At 63.3% G+C, this 21,387-nt stretch carries 20 protein-coding genes; 8 read left to right on the top strand and 12 right to left on the bottom strand.

From position 1 onward, the window contains the following. Positions 1–214: 214 nt before the first annotated feature. Both EFD56_RS27645 and EFD56_RS27640 read right to left on the bottom strand, forming a co-directional pair. Entirely contained in the window at positions 215–559 is a 345-nt protein-coding gene (locus tag EFD56_RS27645; RefSeq protein WP_126906806.1) for a hypothetical protein, read from the bottom strand. 127 nt (positions 560–686) lie between these two features. After that, the gene (locus EFD56_RS27640; RefSeq protein WP_003594927.1) at positions 687–872 is read right to left on the bottom strand and encodes a 4-oxalocrotonate tautomerase; all 186 of its coding nucleotides are present in this window, start codon (positions 870–872) and stop codon (positions 687–689) included. A 126-nt stretch (positions 873–998) separates the two neighbouring features. Here EFD56_RS27640 and EFD56_RS27635 point away from each other — a divergent pair, with 126 nt between their 5' ends. Next, positions 999–1,883 carry a LysR family transcriptional regulator gene (locus EFD56_RS27635; RefSeq protein ID WP_126906805.1) on the top strand — a complete coding sequence of 295 codons (885 nt, stop codon included), beginning with the start codon at positions 999–1,001 and terminating at the stop codon, positions 1,881–1,883. Between the two features lie 142 nt (positions 1,884–2,025). On the opposite strand, the gene cysN is transcribed toward EFD56_RS27635, so the two are convergent. From cysN to EFD56_RS27620, 3 genes are all read right to left on the bottom strand, one after another. Beyond that, positions 2,026–3,522, bottom strand: coding sequence for a sulfate adenylyltransferase subunit CysN (gene cysN, locus EFD56_RS27630; protein ID WP_126906804.1), 1,497 nt, complete (start codon positions 3,520–3,522; stop codon positions 2,026–2,028). Position 3,523: 1 nt separating this feature from the next. Beyond that, positions 3,524–4,477, bottom strand: coding sequence for a sulfate adenylyltransferase subunit CysD (cysD, locus tag EFD56_RS27625; protein WP_126906803.1), 954 nt, complete (start codon positions 4,475–4,477; stop codon positions 3,524–3,526). A 114-nt stretch (positions 4,478–4,591) separates the two neighbouring features. Further along, on the bottom strand, positions 4,592–5,338 hold the full coding sequence (locus tag EFD56_RS27620; protein WP_126906802.1) for a phosphoadenylyl-sulfate reductase: 747 nt from the start codon (positions 5,336–5,338) through the stop codon (positions 4,592–4,594). A 421-nt stretch (positions 5,339–5,759) separates the two neighbouring features. Here EFD56_RS27620 and EFD56_RS27615 point away from each other — a divergent pair, with 421 nt between their 5' ends. Next, positions 5,760–6,206, top strand: coding sequence for an RrF2 family transcriptional regulator (locus tag EFD56_RS27615; protein WP_126906801.1), 447 nt, complete (start codon positions 5,760–5,762; stop codon positions 6,204–6,206). Between the two features lie 18 nt (positions 6,207–6,224). On the opposite strand, the gene EFD56_RS27610 is transcribed toward EFD56_RS27615, so the two are convergent. From EFD56_RS27610 to betI, 5 genes are all read right to left on the bottom strand, one after another. Beyond that, complete coding sequence (locus EFD56_RS27610; protein WP_126906800.1) at positions 6,225–7,559, bottom strand: chloride channel protein; 1,335 nt, start codon at positions 7,557–7,559, stop codon at positions 6,225–6,227. 202 nt (positions 7,560–7,761) lie between these two features. Further along, positions 7,762–8,199: a VOC family protein gene (locus tag EFD56_RS27605; RefSeq protein WP_126906799.1), complete on the bottom strand. Its 438-nt coding sequence runs from the start codon at positions 8,197–8,199 to the stop codon at positions 7,762–7,764. A gap of 76 nt (positions 8,200–8,275) precedes the next feature. Further along, complete coding sequence (gene betA / locus EFD56_RS27600) at positions 8,276–9,925, bottom strand: choline dehydrogenase (RefSeq protein WP_126906798.1); 1,650 nt, start codon at positions 9,923–9,925, stop codon at positions 8,276–8,278. Positions 9,926–10,134: 209 nt separating this feature from the next. After that, on the bottom strand, positions 10,135–11,598 hold the full coding sequence (gene betB / locus EFD56_RS27595; protein WP_126906797.1) for a betaine-aldehyde dehydrogenase: 1,464 nt from the start codon (positions 11,596–11,598) through the stop codon (positions 10,135–10,137). Between the two features lies 1 nt (position 11,599). Beyond that, complete coding sequence (gene betI, locus EFD56_RS27590; protein ID WP_004669551.1) at positions 11,600–12,235, bottom strand: transcriptional regulator BetI; 636 nt, start codon at positions 12,233–12,235, stop codon at positions 11,600–11,602. A gap of 142 nt (positions 12,236–12,377) precedes the next feature. Here betI and EFD56_RS27585 point away from each other — a divergent pair, with 142 nt between their 5' ends. From EFD56_RS27585 to EFD56_RS27565, 5 genes are all read left to right on the top strand, one after another. Then, the gene (locus tag EFD56_RS27585; RefSeq protein ID WP_037137469.1) at positions 12,378–12,926 is read left to right on the top strand and encodes an HdeD family acid-resistance protein; all 549 of its coding nucleotides are present in this window, start codon (positions 12,378–12,380) and stop codon (positions 12,924–12,926) included. 181 nt (positions 12,927–13,107) lie between these two features. Next, entirely contained in the window at positions 13,108–13,350 is a 243-nt protein-coding gene (locus tag EFD56_RS27580) for a ribbon-helix-helix domain-containing protein (RefSeq protein ID WP_004669555.1), read from the top strand. A 157-nt stretch (positions 13,351–13,507) separates the two neighbouring features. Further along, positions 13,508–15,325: a GGDEF domain-containing protein gene (locus EFD56_RS27575; RefSeq protein ID WP_206513426.1), complete on the top strand. Its 1,818-nt coding sequence runs from the start codon at positions 13,508–13,510 to the stop codon at positions 15,323–15,325. 77 nt (positions 15,326–15,402) lie between these two features. After that, positions 15,403–16,398, top strand: coding sequence for an NAD(P)H-quinone oxidoreductase (locus EFD56_RS27570; RefSeq protein ID WP_126906795.1), 996 nt, complete (start codon positions 15,403–15,405; stop codon positions 16,396–16,398). Between the two features lie 160 nt (positions 16,399–16,558). Beyond that, positions 16,559–17,338 (top strand): class I SAM-dependent methyltransferase, encoded by a 780-nt coding sequence (locus EFD56_RS27565; protein ID WP_126906794.1) that lies wholly within the window; start codon positions 16,559–16,561, stop codon positions 17,336–17,338. A 49-nt stretch (positions 17,339–17,387) separates the two neighbouring features. On the opposite strand, the gene EFD56_RS27560 is transcribed toward EFD56_RS27565, so the two are convergent. Further along, positions 17,388–18,815 (bottom strand): MFS transporter, encoded by a 1,428-nt coding sequence (locus EFD56_RS27560; RefSeq protein WP_126906793.1) that lies wholly within the window; start codon positions 18,813–18,815, stop codon positions 17,388–17,390. A 101-nt stretch (positions 18,816–18,916) separates the two neighbouring features. Here EFD56_RS27560 and EFD56_RS27555 point away from each other — a divergent pair, with 101 nt between their 5' ends. Beyond that, a complete protein-coding gene (locus EFD56_RS27555) occupies positions 18,917–19,540 on the top strand; it encodes a helix-turn-helix transcriptional regulator (RefSeq protein WP_126906792.1) in 624 nt (207 codons plus the stop codon). Positions 19,541–19,847: 307 nt separating this feature from the next. Here the strand turns inward: EFD56_RS27555 and EFD56_RS27550 are convergent, their stop codons facing one another. Further along, positions 19,848–21,104: an MFS transporter gene (locus EFD56_RS27550; RefSeq protein WP_342635162.1), complete on the bottom strand. Its 1,257-nt coding sequence runs from the start codon at positions 21,102–21,104 to the stop codon at positions 19,848–19,850. Positions 21,105–21,387 lie beyond the last annotated feature (283 nt).

Below are 21,387 nucleotides of genomic sequence, written 5' to 3'. Positions count from 1 at the left end.
ATTCCGGCAGATCGGGTGATCTGCCGCATATTCAATATCTCACATCTCGGCGTTCGCCGCGATTAGATAAACCGGAGTAAACCCAGCGTACGAGTGGGAGTGGACTGCCATGCACAATGAAGGCGCAGGAAACACAATTCCTGCGCCTTCAAAATCGATCTACCGAACGGACTGAGCCTAACCGCAATTCGCGCTGAGTGAACCGTTTGCCTCCTCAGCGGGGCTTTACGTTGGCGTGCTCGTTGGCGGCATCCGTGTCGGTGGCCGGCGTCTGGGTGTCGTGTCCGGTGAACGGACTTCCCTGGCCGGGGGCCAATGTACCGCTGTGACCGGCATTGTTGGTCGTAAACGCGTGCGTTGTGGAAGCTGCCGTGGTGCCGGACTTCAATCCATGCTGTTCCGCCTGGAAAAGGTGGTCGTCCGCCTGGGCAACGCCGCAGGTGGAAATCAGCAAGAACGCTGCGGCAATCAAGGGATGGATTTTCATCGCAAGAACTCCTTCGTTTTCAGCCCTGGACGACAACACCCTGGCCACCGCCGATATTCGGCGGTTCTTCATCACATCCTCGTGAGCCACCGCCTGCAGAACAATCACGTCGCTTGCACGAGAGCCGCATGCCGGCTCTCTGCCCAAGACGACGCCGGCGGCGCCCGCAGCGCGAGCCTTCGATGCTGCGGGTCGACTCTCAGGCCTCGGATTTCAGCTTGCCGCCGACCGCCCAGGAGTCCTTGGCGATCTCCGTTATCAGGATTTCCACCGACTCGGGCGGGCATGCCAGCGTTTCGACGGCGGCCTTGGTCGCTTCGCGGGCGAAGGCGCGTTTCTGATCGTCGGTGCGGCCGGGATGCATCTGCAGGTGAAGAATGGGCATGTTTTCTCCTTGGTCATGTTGGCAATGTCCGTCGCCTCGGCTCGGGACATGACCACTATGTTGTAAATACGAAGGTTGATAAATAAGCTGCTTGTATCGTCATTCGAAACCCACAGGTAGGCAATCATGGACAAGCTGGCCGGCATGGCGATGTTCGTCAGGGTCATCGATAACGGCAGTTTCGCGGCGGCCGCGGAGATCGCGCAAGTGTCGCCTGCCATGGTCGCCAAGCAGATCAAGACGATCGAGACCCGGCTTGGGGCGAAGCTGATCCATCGCACCACGCGACGCCATCAGCTCACAGAGGTTGGCCAGCTCTATTACGAGCGCTGCAAACGCGCGCTTTCCGAAGTGGCGCTGGCCGAGGCTTCGGCGAGCGAGCTGCAATCGGCGCCGCGCGGCCGGCTTCGCGTGGTGGCACCCGTCAGTTTCGGAACGCAGGTCCTGGTGCCGGCGCTGATCGATTACCAGAACGCCTATCCCGACGTCAGCATCGAGCTATCGCTCGACAACAATGTCCATGACCTCATCGGCGAGGGCTTCGAGCTCGGTATCCACATCGGGCCGCTCTCTGACGACAGCCTGGTCGCCCGCCCGCTCACGCCCTACCGGCGCATTCTCGCTGCCGCGCCGGACTATCTTGCCCGCCATGGCCGCCCGGTCTCGCCCGAGGCTCTGACCAATCATCTCTGCCTCGGCCACTCCTATTGGCGCAGGCAGGATCGCTGGCACGTGGTCGGACCGGGAGGCGAAATGCGTGATGTGCCGATCTCCGGAAAATTCTCCACCAACCAGGGGGCAGCGCTGCGCATGGCAGCGCTCAGCGGCGCCGGAATCGTGCTTCAGCCGGAACTGCTGCTCGCTGCCGATATCGCCGAAGGACGGCTTGAGCAGGTGCTGCCGGAATGGTCCTACAGGCCTGTTCCGATGTCTCTCGTCTATGCGCCGAACCGCCGGCCGACAGCGATGTTGCGGACGGTGATCGATTTCCTGTTGGAACGATTTGGCTAGCGACGCTCGGTCGATCCGCGCGCTGGAAACCAGGGATGCCGCGTGAAGATCACCGAGCGGTCTATGGGCGCAATCCGCCGGCTAGCAGCCGACAAATTCGGCCATGCAAGAAGGGGCCGGTCTTCCCGGCCCCTTTCTCCTATCAGATATCGCTTGCCGCGCTCGACCAGAGGTCGGCGGCTTCGGCGGCCGTCATGCGGCGCACCTCGGCCTCGTGGCTGCGGCTGGCGAAGAGTTCGCTCGCCATGATCTGCTCGGCGAGATCGGCCGGCAGCGAGAGGATGACGCGGGCGTCGCCATTGTGCAGGCCGCCGAGCTCGGTGCGTTTGCCGGTCACCATGCCGCCGGCGACCGTGTTGTTGGTCTCCGGATCGATCAGGATGAAGGAGCCGGACTGCCGGTTCTGCTCATAGGGATCGAAGATCGCCGCTTCGTCGAAGGAAAGCCGTACCTTGCCGATCGCATTCATGTAGAGCCGCTGGGCGGCGTTCCACGTGCCGGTCTTCAGTTCGAGCTGGCTGAGCGGCTGAACCTGGACGCGCTGGCGGCGCGAGCCGCTCTTCAGCCAGTAGCGCTTGCCGGGCTCGATGCCCTCCGGCTGCAGCGCGACGATCTGCGCGTCGAAGGCAAGGCCGACCTGCGGCTGGGCGTCGATCGAGACGATCATGTCGCCGCGCGCCACATCGACCTGGCGGTCGAGCACCAGCGTGATCGCATCACCGGCGACGGCGGCGTTGCGCACGAGATCGAAGGTGACGATCTTGGAGACATTGGCGACCATGCCCGACGGCAGGATCATGACGCTGTCGCCCGGCTTGACCGAGCCGCCGGCAACCGTGCCCTGATAGCCGCGGAAGCTTTCGCCCGGACGCGACACGCGCTGCACCGACAGGCGGAAGCCGACCGTCTGCGATGAGCGCACGGTGGCAAGCTCCAGCGTTTCCACCAGCGTCGGGCCGCTATACCAGGGCATGGCGCCCTGGCCGGAATAGACGACGTTTTCACCCTTCAGCGCCGACATCGGAATGGCGGTGATCTGCTTGACGCCGAGCGACAGCGCGAATTCCCGGAATTCGTGGCTGATCTTCTCGAAGCCGGCGCGGTCGTAGCCCGTCAGGTCGATCTTGTTGACGGCAAGCACGAACTGCTTGATCCCGAGCAGCGAGGCGATCGTCGCGTGACGGCGCGTCTGCTCCAGAATGCCGTAACGTGCGTCGACCAGCAGGATGGCGAGATCGGCGGTCGAAGCACCCGTCGCCATATTGCGGGTATATTGCTCGTGGCCGGGCGTGTCGGCGACGATGAAGGAGCGCTTGTCGGTCGAGAAATAGCGATAGGCGACATCGATGGTGATGCCCTGTTCGCGCTCGGCCTGCAGGCCGTCGAGCAGCAGCGCGAAGTCGGGCAGGCCGAGATCGTTCTGCTTGCCGGTCGAATCGCGCTGCAGCGTGGCGGCCTGGTCTTCCTTGACCGCCTTGGTGTCCCAGAGCAGGCGGCCGATCAGCGTCGACTTGCCGTCATCGACGCTGCCGCAGGTGATGAGGCGCAGCGGGCGCGAGTCGCGCTGGGCCTTCTGCGGCTCGGCCGCGGGCAGGCTGACGGCGGTTGCGGCCGAGACGGCGGTGTTGGCTGCGGTCATCTCAGAAATATCCTTCACGCTTCTTCTTTTCCATGGAGCCGGACTGGTCGCGGTCGATGGCGCGGCCCTGGCGTTCGGACACCGTTGCAATTTCGAGTTCGGCGATCACCTCTTCCAGCGTGGTCGCCTGTGAGCGGATGGCGCCGGTCAGCGGGAAGTCGCCGAGCGTGCGGAAACGGATCATGCCTTCCTGGCGCACTTCGCCGGGCAACAGTTCGAGCCGCGGATCCTCGGCCAGGATCATCATGCCGTCACGCTCCACGAACTTGCGCATCTTGGCGTAGTAGAGCGGAACGAGCGGAATGTCCTCGGCCTGGATGTAGCGCCAGATATCGACTTCCGTCCAGTTCGACAGCGGGAAGGCGCGCACGCTCTCGCCCTTGCGGATCATGCCGTTATAGACGTTCCAGAGTTCCGGCCGCTGGTTGCGCGGATCCCAGCGATGGTCGGGCGTGCGGAAGGAATAGATGCGCTCTTTGGCGCGGCTTGCTTCCTCGTCGCGGCGTGCACCGCCGAAAGCGGCGTCGAACTGGCCGGCATCGAGCGCCTGGCGCAGGCTTTCGGTCTTCATGATGTCGGTGAAGGCGGCCGAACCATGGGTGAAGGGCGTGATGTTTTCAGCCGCGCCGCGCGGATTGATGTGCTCGATCAGGTCGAGATCGTACTTCTTCGCGGTTTCGTCGCGGAAGGCGATCATCTCGCGGAATTTCCAGCCGGTGTTCACATGCAGCAGCGGGAAGGGCACGCGGCCGGGATAAAAGGCCTTGCGCGCCAGGTGCAAGAGCACCGAGGAATCCTTGCCGATCGAATAGAGCATGACGGGACGCTCGAATTCCGCCGCCACCTCGCGGAAGATATGGATGGATTCGTTTTCCAGCGCCTTCAGATGCGGGTCGAGGGGCGCCTTGGCGCTCTGCGGGTTGCTGAGTTCCGTATCCGGACGACTATCGGGCATGTCTTACTCCAGGCTGTCGGTCGTTTGCGGCGCCCGCAAACAATTCTTTGATGTTGGCTTTCCCAAAGGCTGCGGCGATCGCCGCGCCTTGATTGGGAAAGCCGTGAGGGTTGATTACTGGGCGGCGACCACCGAAGCCTCTTCGGCGACATGCAGGCCGCATTCGCGCGTCTCGTCCTGCTCCCACCACCAGCGGCCGGCGCGCTCCGGCTCGCCGGGCTTGATTGCCCGGGTGCAGGGCTCGCAGCCGATCGAGGGATAGCCGCGGGCATGCAGCGGATTGACCGGCACGCCGTTGTCGGAAACGAAAGCCTTGATCGCCTCGATGTCCCAATCGGCGAGCGGATTGACCTTCACGAGGTGCCGTTCGGCGTCATATTCGGCAAAGGGCGTCTCGGCGCGATTGGCCGATTGGCCGCGGCGCAGGCCGGTGATCCAGATCGTTGCCCCTTCGAGTGCGCGCGCAAGCGGCTTCAGCTTGCGCACGCCGCAACAGGCATGCCGTGCTTCGACGCTTTCGTAGAAGCCGTTGAGGCCGTATTTCGCCGCATAGGCGTCGATATCGGCCTTTTCGGGGGTGAAGCGCTGGATGTGGATGTCGTATTGGGCTTCGGTCTCGTCGATCAGCGCCAGCGTCTCGGCAAACAGCCGGCCAGTCTCGAGCGTCGCGATGTCGATCGGCAGGCGATGTGTGCCGATCTCGGCGCTGATCACCTGATCTTCGATGCCGAGCGAGGTGGTGAACACCACGCGCCCGCCAAGGCCCGCCACCAGCGACAGACGTCCGGCAAGGTCGAGACCCGCCAGCTTGTCGTTCAGCGCCTTGGCTTCCGCTTCCGCAATCGTATCGATAACAGTCATGAGAATCCTGTCCTTTGTTGACCGGAGTATCGCAGTTCAGTCCCCGATCGGACAGAAAAAGGGATTTCGAAAGCTGCGGCCACAGGAGCAAATATCTCTCCGAAGCTGCCGCAATGCAAAAAAACAGCCGCCCGAGGATAAAGATCCCCACCGACAGCTTGTATGTCTATAAAAATAGTAGAGTTACACGCAGCCTGTCAATTCGAAATCTGAAGTGATGCCGAAAAAGGTGCGGAAGGCGGGGTTTTGGCGTAGATTGCAAGGGCTTGGCCAAGGGTGAAAAACATGGCCAAAAATGCTTGTCCCTCAAGGCTTTCTCTAGCGCGTTCAAATTCCGTTCATGCTGGTTGTGCCATAGAGGCGAATGTACTCGTGAAGCGGCGCGGGAATACGCGCCGCCTGTGTGTGTTGACGGTCTGAGATGATTACGCAAAAGGCGAAATATGCGCTGCGGGCGCTGACGGTTCTGGCGGATGCCGATGCCGACGAACCGGTGATGATTTCCGATATCGCCGCCCAGCAGAAGATCCCGAAGAAGTTCCTCGAACAGATCCTGCTCGACCTGAAACATCACGGCATCGTCGCCAGTCGCCGCGGCAAGCAGGGCGGCTATCTCCTGCTGAAGCCCGCCCATACCATCACCTTCGGCGAGATCCTGCGCATCATCGACGGCCCGATCGCGCCGTTGCCGTGCCTGTCGATCACCGCCTACCGCAAATGCGACGATTGCGATGGCGAACAGACCTGCGAAATCCGCCATGTCTTCGCCAAGGTCGCCGACGCCACCCGCAAGGTGCTGTTCTCGACGACGATCGCCGATGCCGTCGGCCCGAGGCAAGGCGCCGAAGTCACCCGCCTGCTCGCCTGACCGGCCGCTTTCCCGAAATCATGCCGCTCCGGCCCGCCGCGCCCTGATCGCCGCGGCGATGAAGACGCGCGAGAGGCCGTGATAGAGCGGCTCGCGCGACAGGAGCCGTGAGGTGATGTAGCCGATCATCGACACCGCCATGATCGGGATGACGGCCTGGTGATCGCCGGTCATTTCCAGAATGATGACGAAGGCCGTCATCGGCGCCTGCACCACGCCGGAGAAATAGCCGGCCATGCCGAGGATCGCCGCAAGCGCAATGCCGCTGCCCATCAACTGGCCGACGGTGCTGCCGAAGCCGGCGCCGACGGCAAGCGAAGGCGCGAAGATGCCGCCCGGAATGCCTGAAATCATCGACAGGAAGCCGGCAACCAGCTTTTCCAGGAAGAAGATCAGGGGCAGGGGGTTGCCCTCGACGGCGCCTTTCGCCTGGTCGTAACCGGTGCCGAAGGTCGTGCCGCCCGAAAATATGCCGATGATGGCGACGGCAAGGCCGCAGACGGCCGCGAGCAGGACCATGCGCCGCAGCGGCTGCGGCTGCGCGAACCGGCGGATATGCTGGCCGGCATGGAGCGCAAGGCCGCTGAAAGCAGCGCCAAGGGCGCCGCCGCCAATGCCGCAGACGAGCACCAGTTCCCAGTCGCGCAGCGAAGCCGGCGCAACGGATGTCGAGCCGAAATAATTGTAGCTGCCGGCGAGCCCGAGCGCGGCAAGGCCCGACAGGATGACGGCGGTCAGGACAAGACCGTTGGCGCGCGATTCATAGGTCCGGCTCATTTCCTCGATGGCAAAGACGATGCCGGCGAGCGGCGTGTTGAAGGCGGCAGCAATGCCGGCCGCCGAGCCGGCAAGGATCAGGCCGCGGGCTTGCGCCATGCCGCCGAAGCGGGCGACCGCCAGCATGATCGATGCGCCCACCTGCACGGTCGGCCCTTCGCGGCCGATCGATGCGCCGCTGAGGAGGCCGAGCACCGTCAGCACGATTTTGCCGAAGACGAGCCGCAGCGACAGCAGGCGGGTGCGATCTTCGGGGTCGCGCAGATGCCGGGCGGCGATCGCCTGGGGAATGCCGCTGCCCTGCGCGTTGGGGAAAAACCGCGCCGCGAGATAGGCCGACAGCATGAAGCCGAGCGGCGTGATGACGAGCGGCAGCAGGAAGCCCCATTCGCCCGATGTGGTCAGGCCGGCAAAGGCGCGCTGGGCGAGATCGGCAAGCCTGGCAAAGCCGACGCTGATGATGCCGATCGCAAAGGCGCCGAACCAGAAGATCAGCCGCGGACGCCAGAGCGCGAGAGAACCCCAGAGAACACGGGAGCGGCGAAGAAGTCGGGATTTGCGATACAACACTGGCATGCCGGAACGGATGTTGGATATGCGCTCTTCCTAAACCCGTTTGCCGGGAAAGGACCATCTCTTTCTTCAAGATTTGAAGAAATGGCTTTCACGCCGCCACAATGCTCCACCTGTCTGCCCATGCGGGCAGGAAGAAGATCGATGTTTGCACTTTGGTCCCCTGAACCGCCGCGCATTCGCCGGCCGGACGCATTCATTGTGCCTAGCCGAGCTCCTGGGCAAGTCCGATGAGCAGCCCTTCAGGACCGCGGATGTAGCAGAGCCGATAGGCATCCTTGTACCGGACGACTTCACCGACGAGCTGCGCGCCGCGGCTGCGGAGCCTTTCGAACGTGTCGTCGATATCATCGACGGTGAACATGGCGCGGAGATAGCCCAGCGCGTTGACCGGCGCATTGCGGTGATCTGCGGCGACATCCGGCCTGAGGAAGCGGGAGAGCTCGAGACGGCTGTGTCCATCCGGCGTGCGCAGCATGGCGATCTCGACATGCTGATCGCCAAGTCCGGTGACACGTCCGGCCCATTCGCCTTCGATCGCCGCTTGCCCTTCGAGTTCGAGGCCGAGTTCGCGAAAGAAATCAATCGCCGCCGCGAGGTCTTCGACGACGATCCCGACATTGTCCATCCGCTTGAGCGCCATGGTGCCAATCTCCAAGCTGTCGTCCGAGCCTACAAGGTGCCGTCGGGTCTGACAACGGACGCTTGATCAAGTCCACTCACCGATCGCTGACCGCCGCCCTTGGATTGACCCAGGGCTCCTGGTTGGAGCGCGCCAGCGGCTGTTTGCCGAGAATGTGGTCGGCGGCCTTCTCGCCGGTCATGATCGAGGGGCCGTTCAGATTGCCGTAGGTGACGTGCGGGAAGATCGAGCTGTCGGCGACGCGCAGGCCATCGACGCCGATCACCCGGGTCTGCGGATCGACCACTGCCATCGGATCGTCCTTGGCGCCCATCTTGCAGGTGCCGCAGGGGTGATAGGCGCTTTCCAGATGCTCGCGCAGGAAGGCGTCGATCTGCTCGTCGCTCTGCACGCCTTCGCCAGGCTGGATCTCCGGGCCGCGATAGGCATCGAAGGCCGTCTGCCCGAAGATTTCGCGGGTGAGGCGCACGCAGTGGCGGAATTTCTCCCAGTCTTCCGGATGGCTCATATAGTTGAAACGCAGCACCGGCTCGGCCTTCGGGTCGGGCGAGCGCAGCGTCACGCTGCCGCGCGATTTCGACAGGTTGTAGCCGACATGCACCTGGAAACCATGGCTTTTGGCCGCCGCCTTGCCGTCATAGCTGATCGCCACCGGCAGGAAATGATACTGGATGTCGGGCTGCTTCAGCCCCGGCGCGGAACGCAGGAAGGCGCAGGCCTCGAACTGGTTGGAGGCGCCGAGCCCGCCCTTCGACAGCAGCCATTGCGCGCCGGCCACCCCTTGCCAGAACCAGGGCAGCCAGGAATAGAGCGACACCGGCTTGGTGCTGACCTGCTGGAAGTAGAATTCCATATGGTCCTGCAGGTTGGCGCCGACGCCCGGCCGGTCGGCCTTCACCGCGATGCCCATGTCGTTCAGATGCTGGCCCGGGCCGATGCCCGACAGCATCAAGAGCTTCGGCGAATTGAAGGAGGAGGCCGAGACGATCACCTCGCGCGTCGCCTTGACCACCTCCACCTTGCCGCCGCGCTCGATCTCGACGCCGGTCGCCCGGCCGTCCTCGATGACGATCTTGCGTGCCAGGCCGTAGACGATGCCGACATTTTTCCGCTTCAGCGCCGGTTTCAGATAGGCGTTGGCGGCAGACCAGCGGCGGCCGGAAAAGATGGTCTGCTCCATCAGGCCGAAGCCTTCCTGCTTGCTGCCGTTATAATCCTCGGTGGTCTCGAAGCCCGCCTGCTTGCCGGCCTCGATGAAGGCGCGGAACAGCGGATTGGTGAAGCCGCCGCGCTGGACATGCAGCGGTCCGTCGGTGCCGCGCCAGCCTTCCTCGCCGCCATGCGAATGCTCCATCCGCTTGAAATAGGGGAGCACGTCGGCATACGCCCAGCCGCTGGCGCCAAGCTCCTCCCAACGGTTGAAGTCTTCCGCGTGGCCGCGCACATACACCATGCCGTTGATCGAGGAGGAGCCGCCGATCACCTTGCCGCGCGGCGCAGTGATGCGCCGGTTGTTGAGGTTGGGTTCCGGCTCGGAGAGATAACCCCAATTATAGCGCTTCATGCTCATCGGCCAGGCAAGGGCGGCCGGCATCTGGATGAACGGCCCGAAATCGCTGCCGCCCGCCTCGATGACGAGAACGGAATTCTTGCCGTCTTCGGAGAGGCGATAGGCGAGGGCGGACCCCGCCGAGCCCGAGCCGATGATGACGAAATCTGCTTGCATGGTCTTTTCTTTCTCGAATTACCCTTCGGCCGGCTGCTTGTTCGCCGAGCCTGCCCCTCATCCGGCTGCCGCCACCTTCTCCCGTTCTGACGGGGAGAAGGGAACTTGCCGAAACCTGTCCGTCCACCGCATGCCTTTCGTCTGGCACGTCTCTTCTCCCCGCGTGCGGGGAGAGGGTTAGGATGAGGGGCAGGCCCGGATGTTGTTACTCAATACGGCGCCTGTACCGGCCCCATGCCGACGTAGACCGTCTTCAACTCGGAATAATGCTCCAGCGCCGCCAGCGAATTCTCGCGGCCGAAGCCGGATTGTTTCGAGCCGCCGAAGGGGATCTCCACCGGCGCGAGATTATAGGCGTTGATCCACAGCGTGCCGGCCTCCAGCCGGTCGACGACGCGGTGGGCGCGGGTGAGGTCGGCGGTGAAGACGCCGCCCGACAGGCCGAATTCGCTGGCATTGGCGCGTGTGATGACCTCGTCCTCATCGTCGAAATCGAGCACCGACATGACAGGCCCGAAGATCTCCTCGCGGGCGATGGTCATCTCGTCGGTGACGTCGGCAAACACCGTCGGCTGCACGTAATAACCTTCGCCGGAGACGTTGTTGGGAATGCCGCCGCCGGCAACGAGCGTCGCGCCTTCGGCCTTGCCCTTCTCGATATAGGCGACCACCTTCTCGCGCTGTGCCCAGGAAACCATCGGGCCGATCTGCGTCGCCTCGTCCATCGGGTCGCCGATCAGCATCGCCTCGGTGCGCGCCTTCAGCCGCTTGAGGAATTCCGTCTTGATGCCCTTCTGCACGAAGACACGGGTGCCGTTCGAGCAGACCTGGCCGGTCGAATAGAAATTGCCGAGCATGGCGCCGCCGACCGCCGAATCGAGATCGGCGTCGTCGAAGACGATGAGCGGCGACTTGCCGCCGAGTTCCATCGTCACATGCTTGAGGCTGCCGGCGGCAGCCGCCGCCACCCGGCGCCCGGTCGGTACCGATCCGGTCAGCGACACCTTGGCGACATCGGGATGGTTGACGAGCAGCGGCCCGGTATCCCGGTCGCCCTGGATGACGTTGAAGAGCCCCTTCGGCAGCCCCGCCTCATGCAGGATCTCGGCGATCTTCAAGGCACCGAGCGGGGTATTCTCCGACGGCTTGAACACCATGGCATTGCCTGAGATCAGCGCCGGCGCACCCTTCCAGCAGGCGATCTGCTGCGGATAGTTCCAGGCGCCGATGCCGACGCAGACGCCGAGCGGCACCCGCTTGGTATAGGCAAAATCCTGGCCGAGCGGGATATGCGAACCGTTGAGCCCGGCCGGTGCAACACCGCCGAAGAATTCGAAGGCGTCGGCGCCCGAGGTCGGATCGGCGACGATCGTCTCCTGGATCGGCTTGCCGGTATCGAGCGTTTCCAGTTCGGAAAGCTCGCGGTTGCGTTCGCGCATGATGTCGGCGGCGCGCTTCAGGATGCGGCCGCGCGCCATCGGGCTCATCGCCGCCCATTCCGGCTGGGCGCGTTTGGCCGCGGCGATCGCCTTCTCGACGATCGCAGGCGTTGCCGCATGCAGCCTGGCGATCACCTCGCCGGTGGCAGGATAGAGGCTCTCGATGACGGTGCCGTCGCTATCCTCGACATATTCGCCATCGATGAAGTGCGAGGCTTTCGGTTGGGCTTTCATGTCATTTATCCTTGGATGGTGCGAAATGGTTTTTCCTTCCCCGGGTGGGAGAAGGGGAGGCGCTGGCCAGAAGTGCGTTCACATAATCCTCCGTCAGCGCGATCGAGGCTTCGATGCCGATCGGCGCCGATTTCAGACTTTGCCTGATGTAGAGCCCGTCGATCATCGCCGCAGCGCCCTCGGCGATACGTTCTGCGGCGTCGGCCGGCAGCAGCGCCTTGAGATCGGCAAGCAGGTTGGAGCGCAAGCGGCGGGCATAGATTACCAGGAAGCGGCGCGTCTCCTCCGAGCGCTGCGCTTCGGCGTAAAAGGCAAGCCAGGCGGCAATCGTCTCCGGCGTGAACTGGTCGGCGTGGAAGCTGACGCGGATGATGGCCGAAAGCCGCTCACGCGGCGTGCGCGCCTCCTTCAGCGCCGCCACCGTATCGCGGCGCAGCTGCCTGAGCAGCGAGCGGATCGTCTCGATCAGCAATTGTTCCTTGCTGCCGAAATAATGATGGGCAAGGGCTGCAGACACGCCGGCCTGGCGGGCGATATCGGACATGGTGACCGCCAGCGAGCCGTGATCGCCGATCACCCGCAGCGCCGCATCGACAAGCGCCTTGCGGCGCACCGGTTCCATTCCGACTTTCGGCAAAACGCCAACTCCTCACGCATTTTGGATAAGGATATTTTTGATTGACTGATCAATCAACAAAAATCTCGGCTGAATTGATTTGGCGCAGATCTTTTCCGGAGAAACGGGCGCAACATATTCGAAGTTGATCAGGAGGTGTGCTATGACCAGCGTCTTCAACGAAATGCCCGGATCCCCGCTGCGGTCGAAATGGACATGGTTCCTCGGCCTCGGCGTTCTGCTTCTTATCTGCGGCCTCATCGCTCTCAGCAACCTGTTGATGGCCACCGTCGCCTCGGTCTTTTATGTCGGCATGCTCATGCTGGCGGGCGGCGTCATCTATCTCGTCCACGCTTTTCAGGTGCGCCGTTGGGATCAAGTGCTCTTCTGGGCTCTGAGCGGCGTGCTTTACGTGCTTGCCGGCATCTGCGCCTTCATCAATCCCATCTTCACTTCGGCGGCCTTGACCCTGTTTCTGGCCATTGCGCTGCTGGTGGCCGGGGTCTTCCGCCTCTGGGTCGGGATGCGGATGCGACCGCTGAAGGGCTGGCGCTGGATCGCCGCCAGCGGCGTGATGACGGCGCTGGCCGGCTTTGTCATCGCGCTGGGCTGGCCGGTGAACAGCCTCTGGATCCTCGGTCTTTTCCTGGCCGTCGATCTCATCATTCAGGGATGGACGATGATCGCCTTCGGCCTCGGTTTGCGCAGTTGAAATCTCGGAAGCGCCGTCGCCGGCTTTTTCGACGCCTCCGTTTTGACAAGGACATGGCAGGGGATTAGACTTAAGGAGTACGGACCGCTCGCCAAAAGCGGGTGGTCCTATACGATCGCCGCAAATGGTCATGCGTCCCCCAAAGGCAGGGTACTGCCTGAATAAAAAAGGGAGGAAGTTCATGCCGATGGTCACCGTTTCCATCTCTCCGCAACAGGCAGCGGGCATCCGTGCTGCCGTCGACAATGGCGGTTACGCCTCGAGCAGCGAGGTCGTCCGCGAGGCGCTCCGCCTCTGGGATAGCGCCCGCAAGCTCGGCGAAATCAAGGCCGATCTCCTCAATGACGAGAGCGTTGCCTCGGGCGGCAGATGCGTCGCCGACATGTTCGCCGATCATGAGGCGCAGCGCCGTCGCTCCGCCTGAACAAGCGTCTGATTATGGGAGAACTCGAATAAACGCGGAACGCGCGGCGATGGTTCGCGTCTTTCACAAAACTTTCACACTGGCGAAAGGGTTCATTGATCCTTCTGCAGCATGGTCCTGGCTCAACAAGAACAAATCACAGCGGAGCTCGGCCGAGATGAAAACCGGCACATCCCTGGCTTCCCCCGTCGAGCCCGGCGTCCTGCGCCGTTACGCCAGCGATCAGATCGTTACCCTTGCCAAGCTCGTGGTCGAGAACGCCTTCCAGCCGATCGTCGAGGCCGGCACCGGCACGGTGTTTGGTTACGAATCCCTGATGCGCGGCCAGGAGCGCATCGGTTATGACACGCCGGCCGACATTCTCGATCAGGCCCATGAGGCCGGCCAGTTGCTGCAGCTCGAACAGATGCTGGCGAGCCGCGCGCTCGCCAAATTCGCGACGCTGTCGAATTTCTCCACCTCGACGCTGTTCCTCAATCTCGACGTCCGCCTCATCCCGCATGGCGAACGGCTGGTCGAAAACCTGCTGCAGCATCTGAGGACCGCCAATATCCCGCCGTCTTCGATCTGTTTCGAATTCTCCGAGCGTTTCGACAATACCAGCGTGCCGGAATTTTCAGCCCTGGTGTCGAAGCTGCGCAAGGCCGGCTTCAAGCTGGCGATCGACGATTTCGGCGTCGGTCACGGCGAAATGAAACTGCTGTGCGATCATGCGGTCGATTATCTGAAGATCGACCGGCATTTCGTTGCCGAGATCGACCGCAGCCCGCGCAAGCGCCATCTCCTGAAGAGCATCGTCAACATCGCCCATGTGCTCGGCACCCGCGTCATCGCCGAGGGCATCGAGACCGAGGCCGAATTCATCGCCTGTCGCGAATATGGCGTCGACCTCGTCCAGGGATGGTTCATCTCGCGGCCGACGACGCATATGTCGGAGCTGGCGCCGTCCTTCCCGCATCTGCAGGAGCTCGGGAAAAGCAAGCGCGCCAGCCAGTCGCTCGACGAGATCCTCATCCGCAAGCAGATCGAGCTGCTGCCGGCGGTCTACGAAAACGACAGCATCGACAGCGTCTTCGAGCTTTTCCGCCGCAATCCGCGCCAGGCTTTCTTTCCCGTGCTCAACGCCAACAACGAGCCGCGCGGCATCATCCATGAGCATCACCTGAAGGTATATATCTACCAGCCCTTCGGCCGCGATCTCCTGAAGAACAAGATGTATGAACGTTCCATTTCGCATTTCGTCGAGATGGCGCCGATCGTCGGCCTCGACAGCGATGCCGAGCATCTGATGGCGATCTTCGCCAATATGGAAGGTAGCAACTGTCTGATCCTGACCGACAATATGCGTTATGCCGGCGTCGTCTCCGCCGCCTCGCTGATCAAGGTCATCAACGAGAAGCAACTGAAGACCGCCCAGGACCAGAACCCGCTGACCGGCCTGCCGGGCAATCGCGCCATCCGCGATTTCATGCGCCAGTCCGGCCGCGACGGCGACGAGGTCCGCCATTTCTGCTATTGCGACTTCGACAATTTCAAGCCGTTCAACGACGCCTATGGCTTCCATCTCGGCGACCATGCGATCTCGCTGTTTGCCGCGCTGATGCGCCGCTATTTCTTCGCCGAGCGGCATTTCCTCGGCCATGTCGGCGGCGACGATTTCTTCATCGGCGTCGTCGGCTGGACGAAGGAGGAACTGACCGAGATCCTCGACCGGCTGATCAGCGATTTCCACGACGACGTGCGCGACCTCTATTCCGAAGAGCACCGCGCCGCCGGCCGCATCCTCGGCCACGACCGCACCGGCGCCGAAGCCCTGTTCCCGCTGATGCGCTGCTCGATCGGCGTGCTCGAACTGCCGGAAGGCCTCGTCATCGATGATATCAACCGCGTCGGCGCCGAGATCGCCGTCATCAAATCGGCCGCCAAGGAGAGCGAGGAGGGCCTCGCCTTCCACGTCCTGGGCGAGGCGAATTGACGCCCTTGCCGCTTCCAACCTTCCCAAGCCGGCGGTGCTGATTTAATTCCCCTGTTTGGATCAGGGAGGATCGCACCATGCCATTGCCTCAGGAAATGCGTTTCGTCGATCTCAACGCCTTTGGCGGGCCGGAGGTGATGACGATCGGCAGCGGCCCGCTGCCGGTGCCCGAAGCGGGGCAGGTGCTGGTGCGCGCCGAGGCGATCGGCGTCAACCGTCCCGATATTGCCCAGCGCCAGGGCAGCTATCCGCCGCCCAAGGATGCAAGCCCGATCCTCGGACTGGAACTATCCGGTGAAATCGTCGCCCTCGGCCCCGATGTCACCGATCATGCCGTGGGCGACAAGGTCTGCGGGCTCGCCAATGGCGGCGCCTATGCCGAATATTGCCTGCTACCATCAGGCCAGGTCCTGCCCTTTCCCAAGGGCTATGACGCTGTGCGGGCGGCGGCCCTGCCGGAAACCTTCTTCACCGTCTGGGCCAATCTCTTCCAGATGGCCGGGCTGACCGAAGGTGAGACGGTGTTGATCCATGGCGGCACGAGCGGCATCGGCACGACGGCGATCCAGCTCGCCCGCGCCTTCGGCGCCGCGGTCTATGCGACGGCCGGCTCACCGGAAAAATGCGAGGCCTGTGAGAGGCTCGGGGCCAAACGGGCGATCAACTACCGCAGCGAGGATTTCGCCGAAGTGATCAGGGCCGAGACCGGTCAGGGCGTCGATATTATCCTCGACATGATCGGTGCCGCCTATTTCGAGCGCAACCTCGCTTCGCTCGCCAAAGACGGCTGCCTGTCGATCATCGCCTTCCTCGGCGGCGCCGTTGCCGAAAAGATCAATCTGTCGCCGATCATGGTTAAGCGGCTGACGGTCACCGGCTCCACCATGCGCCCGCGCACGGCGGAAGAAAAACGCGCCATCCGCGACGATCTGCTCGCCGAAGTCTGGCCGCTGCTGGAGGCCGGCACCGTCGCTCCTGTCATCCACAAGGTCTTTACCTTCGAGGACGTCGTCGCGGCGCACCGGCTGCTGGAAGACGGCAGCCATATCGGCAAGATCATGCTCACCGTCTGACGTCAGTTTCGGACCAGCATTGGCGCGCAAGGTGGCGGTGATCCTGGCCGTTCGTGAGTCTCCGGGATCGTTGAACAGTTGTCTGATCGAAACCCGGCCGCGAAACTGCGCATCTTGATGTGGCGTTGCTTGCGCGTTGTACGGTCCCTACGAGGATACAATGGCTCTATTCCACGCCTGTCCCATCTGCCGCAGCAGAATTCCGCATTTCGTACCGCTTCCACGCTACTACGTCGACAAGGCGATGGAGCACGGCTTTCCCTATGGCCTGCATGAATTCGAGACTATCAACCATCAGGCCTATAGCTGCCCCAATTGTCATTCGACCGATCGCGACAGGCTCTTCGCCCTATTCCTGACGCCGGTATTCCAGCGCCTCAACCAGGCGCAGCCCGTCCGCTTCCTGGACATTGCGCCTGGCCGCGCCTTGACCTTCTGGCTCAAGAGCCACCCGCATGTCTTCTACCGCAGCTGCGACATGCATTTGCCCGAGGCAGACGACAAGGCGGATATCCATAACCTGCCTTACGCCGACGAGAGCTTCGACTTCGTGCTTTGCTCGCATGTGCTCGAACATGTCGAGGATCCAGTGCGTGCCACGGCCGAAATCCGGCGAGTCCTGAAACAGGACAGCGTCGCCATCCTGATGGCGCCGATCTGCCTGTCGATCGAGGACACCTATGAGAATCCCGAGGTGACGACGCCGGAAGGCCGCTGGGCGCATTTCGGCCAGGACGACCATGTGCGTCTCTTCTCAAGATCCGGCTTTATCGATGTGATCCAGCGCGCCGGTTTGGGTGTCCAGCAGATTCCGGTCACCGAATTCCTGACGCCCGAGGTCTGCGAGACCTATGGCATCGGCCGCAACTCCATCCTCTATCTCGGCGTCAAACAGCAGGCCGTCCAACAGGCTCCGGAACCGGAGCGCAACGTCGCCTGAAAGATCTAGTCTTCGTTATAAGAGGCGCCTCGAACCTTGAGGCGCCTTTTCAATTTCGGCTGTCTCTCAGCGTTATCGCCGCCGCAATCGCGACGATGCCGGGCAGCGCCATCGCCGCATAGAGCCAGTGGGCCGCCGCGATGCTGCCGGCAACGCCGCCCGGCTCGACGAGCCCGGCGCCATTGGCGATGACGCCGGCGATGGCCGCACCGAAGGCGCCGCCGAGCGAACTCATCGTCGGGATCGCCGCCGAGGCCTTGTCCTGTTCGTTGCTGGCGACGAGTTTCAGCACCATGGCGACGAGATGCGCCCAGCCGAGGCCGATGCCGAAGCCCATCATGAACATGGCGGCCGCCGCTGGCACGACGAGCAGCAATTGCCCCTCTGCATTGTCCCTGGCGAGGAAGAGCGTCAGCGAAGCCGTCGCTGCCGCCTCGATCAGCGCGCCGATGATGATGGCCGCATGGGCTTGGCCGCCGGTCAGTGAACTGCTGAGGAAGGCGGCGAAGGTCCAGCCGACGGCGACCAGCGCGACGAGATAGCCCGACATCAGCGGTGTCACGCCGTGCAGGCTCTGCAGGAAATAGGGAATGAAGACGTCGCTGACGAGCACGAGGGTCATGGCCAGCATCGTCAGATAGACGCGGGAAATCGGCTTCGACAGGCTGACGGCGCCGGACGGCAGCAGCCTGTTGCGGCTTCGGCCCTCGACCAGCAGCATGGCCGAGACCGCGATGACCGAGGCGGCGATCAATAGAGCTTTCATGGCTGTCGCCGTGATCGCGCCGGCGGCGCTGATCATCAGCACCGCGGCAAGAAGCAGCCCGATCTGGGCAACCGGCGTCTTGATCTGCTCGCGGTCGTCCTCGACCTCGGGCAGGAGCCGCGGCGCCAGGCCCGCCATTACGAGGCCGAGCGGCACGAGCACGATGAAGGCATAGCGCCAGCTGCTGCCGGCGGGAAAGAAGCCGCCGAGCGTCGGGCCGATGACGGTCGAGATCCCCCAGATCGCCGCGTAAAGCGTCGTCGCCTTCGGCCACAACGGTTCGGGATAGACGAAGCGGATGAAGGCGTAGCCAAGGGCCGCAAGCGCCCCGGTGCCGAGGCCCTGCAGCGCCCGGCCGATCAGCACCACCGGCATTGACGGGGCGATTGCGGCGACCATGCTGCCCGCGCTGAAGACGAGGGCGGCGATCACATAGACGCCGCGCAGCGTAATCCCCCGTGGCCGCATGGCGACGAAGATCGAACCGAGTACGGCGGCGGCGACGAACAGGCTTGTCACCCAGGAAAACAGGGCAAGGCCGCCGATATCGCGCACGATCGAAGGAGCGATGGTCGCGGTGATGTAGCTCTCGACCGCATAAAGCGTCACGCCGCCGGCCAGCATCAGCGTTGCCGCCAAGTGCTCGGGAAGGAACAGGCGGAAGACGGAGCTGGCGTTCGGAAGGGCGATGGTCTGGTCGATTTCGGACATGGGCGATCCTCGACGTTTTTTGCTGGCGAGCAATGATTTTCCAAGTTATAAATTGGAAAATAACCGCCGTCCGGATTAAAACAAGACCTAACTTGGAAAATATGCGCCAATCCCCAGCCGTCAGGATTCTGATCCTGATCAAGACCGAGGGTCCCCAGCTTGCCGCCGCAATCGGCGATGCGCTCGGCATCTCGGGCGAGGCCGCCCGCCAGCAGCTGGCGAGGATGTCGGAGGAGGGGCTGGTGGAACCCGTGACCGTCGCCGCCGCTGGCCGGGGGCGGCCGCGTCAGCTCTGGCATCTGACTGCGGCCGGCAATCGCCGCTTTCCCGACGGCCATGCCGAACTGACGGCAAACCTGCTCGCCACCCTCACCGAACAGCTTGGCGCCGCAGCGCTCGACACCGTCATCTCGGCCCGCGAGACCGAAACCTTGAAGCGCTATCGCCGAGAGCTGGAGACTGCCGGCGACCTTGCCGCCCGCGTCGACGGCCTCGCCGCCATCCGCACCCGCGAAGGCTATATGGCCGACAGCTGGCGGGAGGCCGATGGCTCTTTCATGCTGGTCGAAAACCACTGCCCGATCTGCGCGGCCGCATCCGTCTGCGCCGGCTTCTGCCGCTCCGAGCTCGAAACCTTCCGGGCCGTCCTCGGCGCCGAGGTCGAGCGCAGCGAACACATCCTCGCCGGCGCCCGCCGCTGCGCTTATCGCATCACGCCGCGTTGAGGCGGAGCGCTCAGCCGCGCTGCCGAGCGAGCCGCGCCGCGAGCCCCTCATCCGCCTGCCGGCACCAACCGGAGGTCGAGCCACGGGTCTCGACCTGTCCTTCGGACCCCGTAAACGGGGCGAGGGGGATAGCCGAAGCCTCTCCGTCCCCGCCAACCTCGCGCGGGGCACGTCCCCTCGCCCCGTTTACGGGGAGAGGGCTAGGGTGAGGGGCGGCCATTGGCGCCAACAGGACAGTCGTGGCACAAGGCCTCAGATGATCGAATGTGCAGTGAGGGTCTATCCAGACTTGCTGCCGGCAGGCACATCAAGCCGGCTGCCGCGCCTGGCGCCGCTCGCTTTCGAGATAGAGCAGCGCTCCGATCGCCGCCAGACCGGCGCCGGCGCCGACGAAGGCGGTACCGGAATAGCTGGTGATGCCGGTGCCGAAGGCGAAGAGCCCGGCGGCGATGCCGGTGCCGATGAAACTGTTGAGCGAGATCAGCGAGGTTCCGAGGCCCGGTCGGTCGGCGATCAGGTCCTGCAGATAGGTGATCGGCACGCTGAGGATCGCCGCCGCCCCGCAGGCGTTGAGGAGGAGCAGCGCATAGATGTGCCAGCGCGCCGAAGCAAAGCCGAGCAGCATCAGATAGGTGCAGTAGATCAGCGCGCCGAAGGCGAGCACATGCACGGTGCGGAAGCGCCGTTGGGCAAAACCCCACAGCATCATGAACGGCATTTCGAGAAAGGCCGTCAGCCCGGCCATGAAGCCGACATCGACCACGGTTCCGCCGGCCGCATGGGTGATGATCAGCGGCGAGAGCATGCCGTTCAGCCGCTGCAGCCCGAAGAGCAGCGACAGGACGACGACGCGCCCCAGCACCGCCGGCATGAAGATGCGTTTCAGTGACGCCAGAAAGCCGACGTGATCGGGGGCGGGGCCGGCAGTGCCATTGCCGGGCGCGAAGAAGAAATACAGGCAAAAGCAGATCAGGCTTGCGAAGGCCGCGATCCCATAGGCCGGCGTCATCGACGCCGAATTGGCGAGATAAAGGCCGATCAGCCCCGGCGCCATCGCCCAGGAGCCGGAAAACAGCGCCCGCACCGTCGCCGTCACCGCCGCTGCCTGGCCGCGCTCGATCTGGTTGGTCCTGGCGCGCAGGCTGGCGAAAAGCAGCGAATAGGTGGAATTGCTCATCGGCACCAGCAGCAGCGTCGACACGATGAAGATGGCCGGGCTGTGGATGATCGCGATCGATCCGAAGCCGAGCATGCCGGCGACCGACAGCGCCAGCACCAGCGGCCGCCGCTCCTTCAGCCTGTCCGACCAGATGCCGAGCATCAGGCTGGTCGTCACGTTGACGATCGCCGAGAAGAACACCAGCGCCGAATAGGCGCCGTTGCTCAAGCCCAGTTCATTGATGCCGATGATCGACTGGTAAGGCACGGTCGAGGCATAGGTAAAGGCGAGCGCGACGAGCGTCACGGTGGGAATGCGGATCCTCTTATCGCCAAGGATCAAGGAAAAAATGGATGACATGGGAGCGGTTCCTGATGCACCACCTTTAGCCGGAATCGGACACATCAGGGAAACGATAGTTTTCGATTGCCGCGGTCAATTTTTGTGATGCATGTCCGCTCAGATATGGGCTGTCAGACTGGAGAGCCAGAAGTCGATTTGCCCGAGTGACGGAGGTTAAGGCTGGACGGCAGCAGCGTAGTGATCCTGCCAAACCGCCCTCTTCAACCTCCGTCGTTCCAGTCCTTGAGCCTGGAATCCATGGGACGGTGCGACGGAGGCCAGCCTGGGTCCTCGGGTCGAGCCCGAGGACGACGGAGAGTGGCGGGAGATCCGTGGCAAATCCAAC

It is taken from the genome of Rhizobium phaseoli (assembly GCF_003985125.1).
GTDB lineage: Bacteria > Pseudomonadota > Alphaproteobacteria > Rhizobiales > Rhizobiaceae > Rhizobium > Rhizobium phaseoli.
Note: the sequence above shows the minus strand (reverse complement) of the source record. Positions and strands in the feature narration are given on the sequence as shown.

Coding starts and splice junctions, on each gene's coding strand:
- EFD56_RS27550 (WP_342635162.1), bottom strand. CDS start 21,104: ATGTGTCCGATTCCGGCTAAAGGTGGTGCATCAGGAACCGCTCCCATG.
- EFD56_RS27585 (WP_037137469.1), top strand. CDS start 12,378: ATGACCAGCGTCTTCAACGAAATGCCCGGATCCCCGCTGCGGTCGAAA.
- EFD56_RS27575 (WP_206513426.1), top strand. CDS start 13,508: ATGAAAACCGGCACATCCCTGGCTTCCCCCGTCGAGCCCGGCGTCCTG.
- EFD56_RS27605 (WP_126906799.1), bottom strand. CDS start 8,199: ATGGCGCTCAAGCGGATGGACAATGTCGGGATCGTCGTCGAAGACCTC.
- EFD56_RS27645 (WP_126906806.1), bottom strand. CDS start 559: ATGAAGAACCGCCGAATATCGGCGGTGGCCAGGGTGTTGTCGTCCAGG.
- betA (WP_126906798.1), bottom strand. CDS start 9,925: ATGCAAGCAGATTTCGTCATCATCGGCTCGGGCTCGGCGGGGTCCGCC.
- EFD56_RS27620 (WP_126906802.1), bottom strand. CDS start 5,338: ATGACTGTTATCGATACGATTGCGGAAGCGGAAGCCAAGGCGCTGAAC.
- cysN (WP_126906804.1), bottom strand. CDS start 3,522: ATGACCGCAGCCAACACCGCCGTCTCGGCCGCAACCGCCGTCAGCCTG.
- EFD56_RS27635 (WP_126906805.1), top strand. CDS start 999: ATGGACAAGCTGGCCGGCATGGCGATGTTCGTCAGGGTCATCGATAAC.
- EFD56_RS27610 (WP_126906800.1), bottom strand. CDS start 7,559: ATGCCAGTGTTGTATCGCAAATCCCGACTTCTTCGCCGCTCCCGTGTT.
- EFD56_RS27640 (WP_003594927.1), bottom strand. CDS start 872: ATGCCCATTCTTCACCTGCAGATGCATCCCGGCCGCACCGACGATCAG.
- EFD56_RS27555 (WP_126906792.1), top strand. CDS start 18,917: ATGCGCCAATCCCCAGCCGTCAGGATTCTGATCCTGATCAAGACCGAG.
- EFD56_RS27615 (WP_126906801.1), top strand. CDS start 5,760: ATGATTACGCAAAAGGCGAAATATGCGCTGCGGGCGCTGACGGTTCTG.
- EFD56_RS27560 (WP_126906793.1), bottom strand. CDS start 18,815: ATGTCCGAAATCGACCAGACCATCGCCCTTCCGAACGCCAGCTCCGTC.
- cysD (WP_126906803.1), bottom strand. CDS start 4,477: ATGCCCGATAGTCGTCCGGATACGGAACTCAGCAACCCGCAGAGCGCC.
- EFD56_RS27580 (WP_004669555.1), top strand. CDS start 13,108: ATGCCGATGGTCACCGTTTCCATCTCTCCGCAACAGGCAGCGGGCATC.
- EFD56_RS27570 (WP_126906795.1), top strand. CDS start 15,403: ATGCCATTGCCTCAGGAAATGCGTTTCGTCGATCTCAACGCCTTTGGC.
- betB (WP_126906797.1), bottom strand. CDS start 11,598: ATGAAAGCCCAACCGAAAGCCTCGCACTTCATCGATGGCGAATATGTC.
- EFD56_RS27565 (WP_126906794.1), top strand. CDS start 16,559: ATGGCTCTATTCCACGCCTGTCCCATCTGCCGCAGCAGAATTCCGCAT.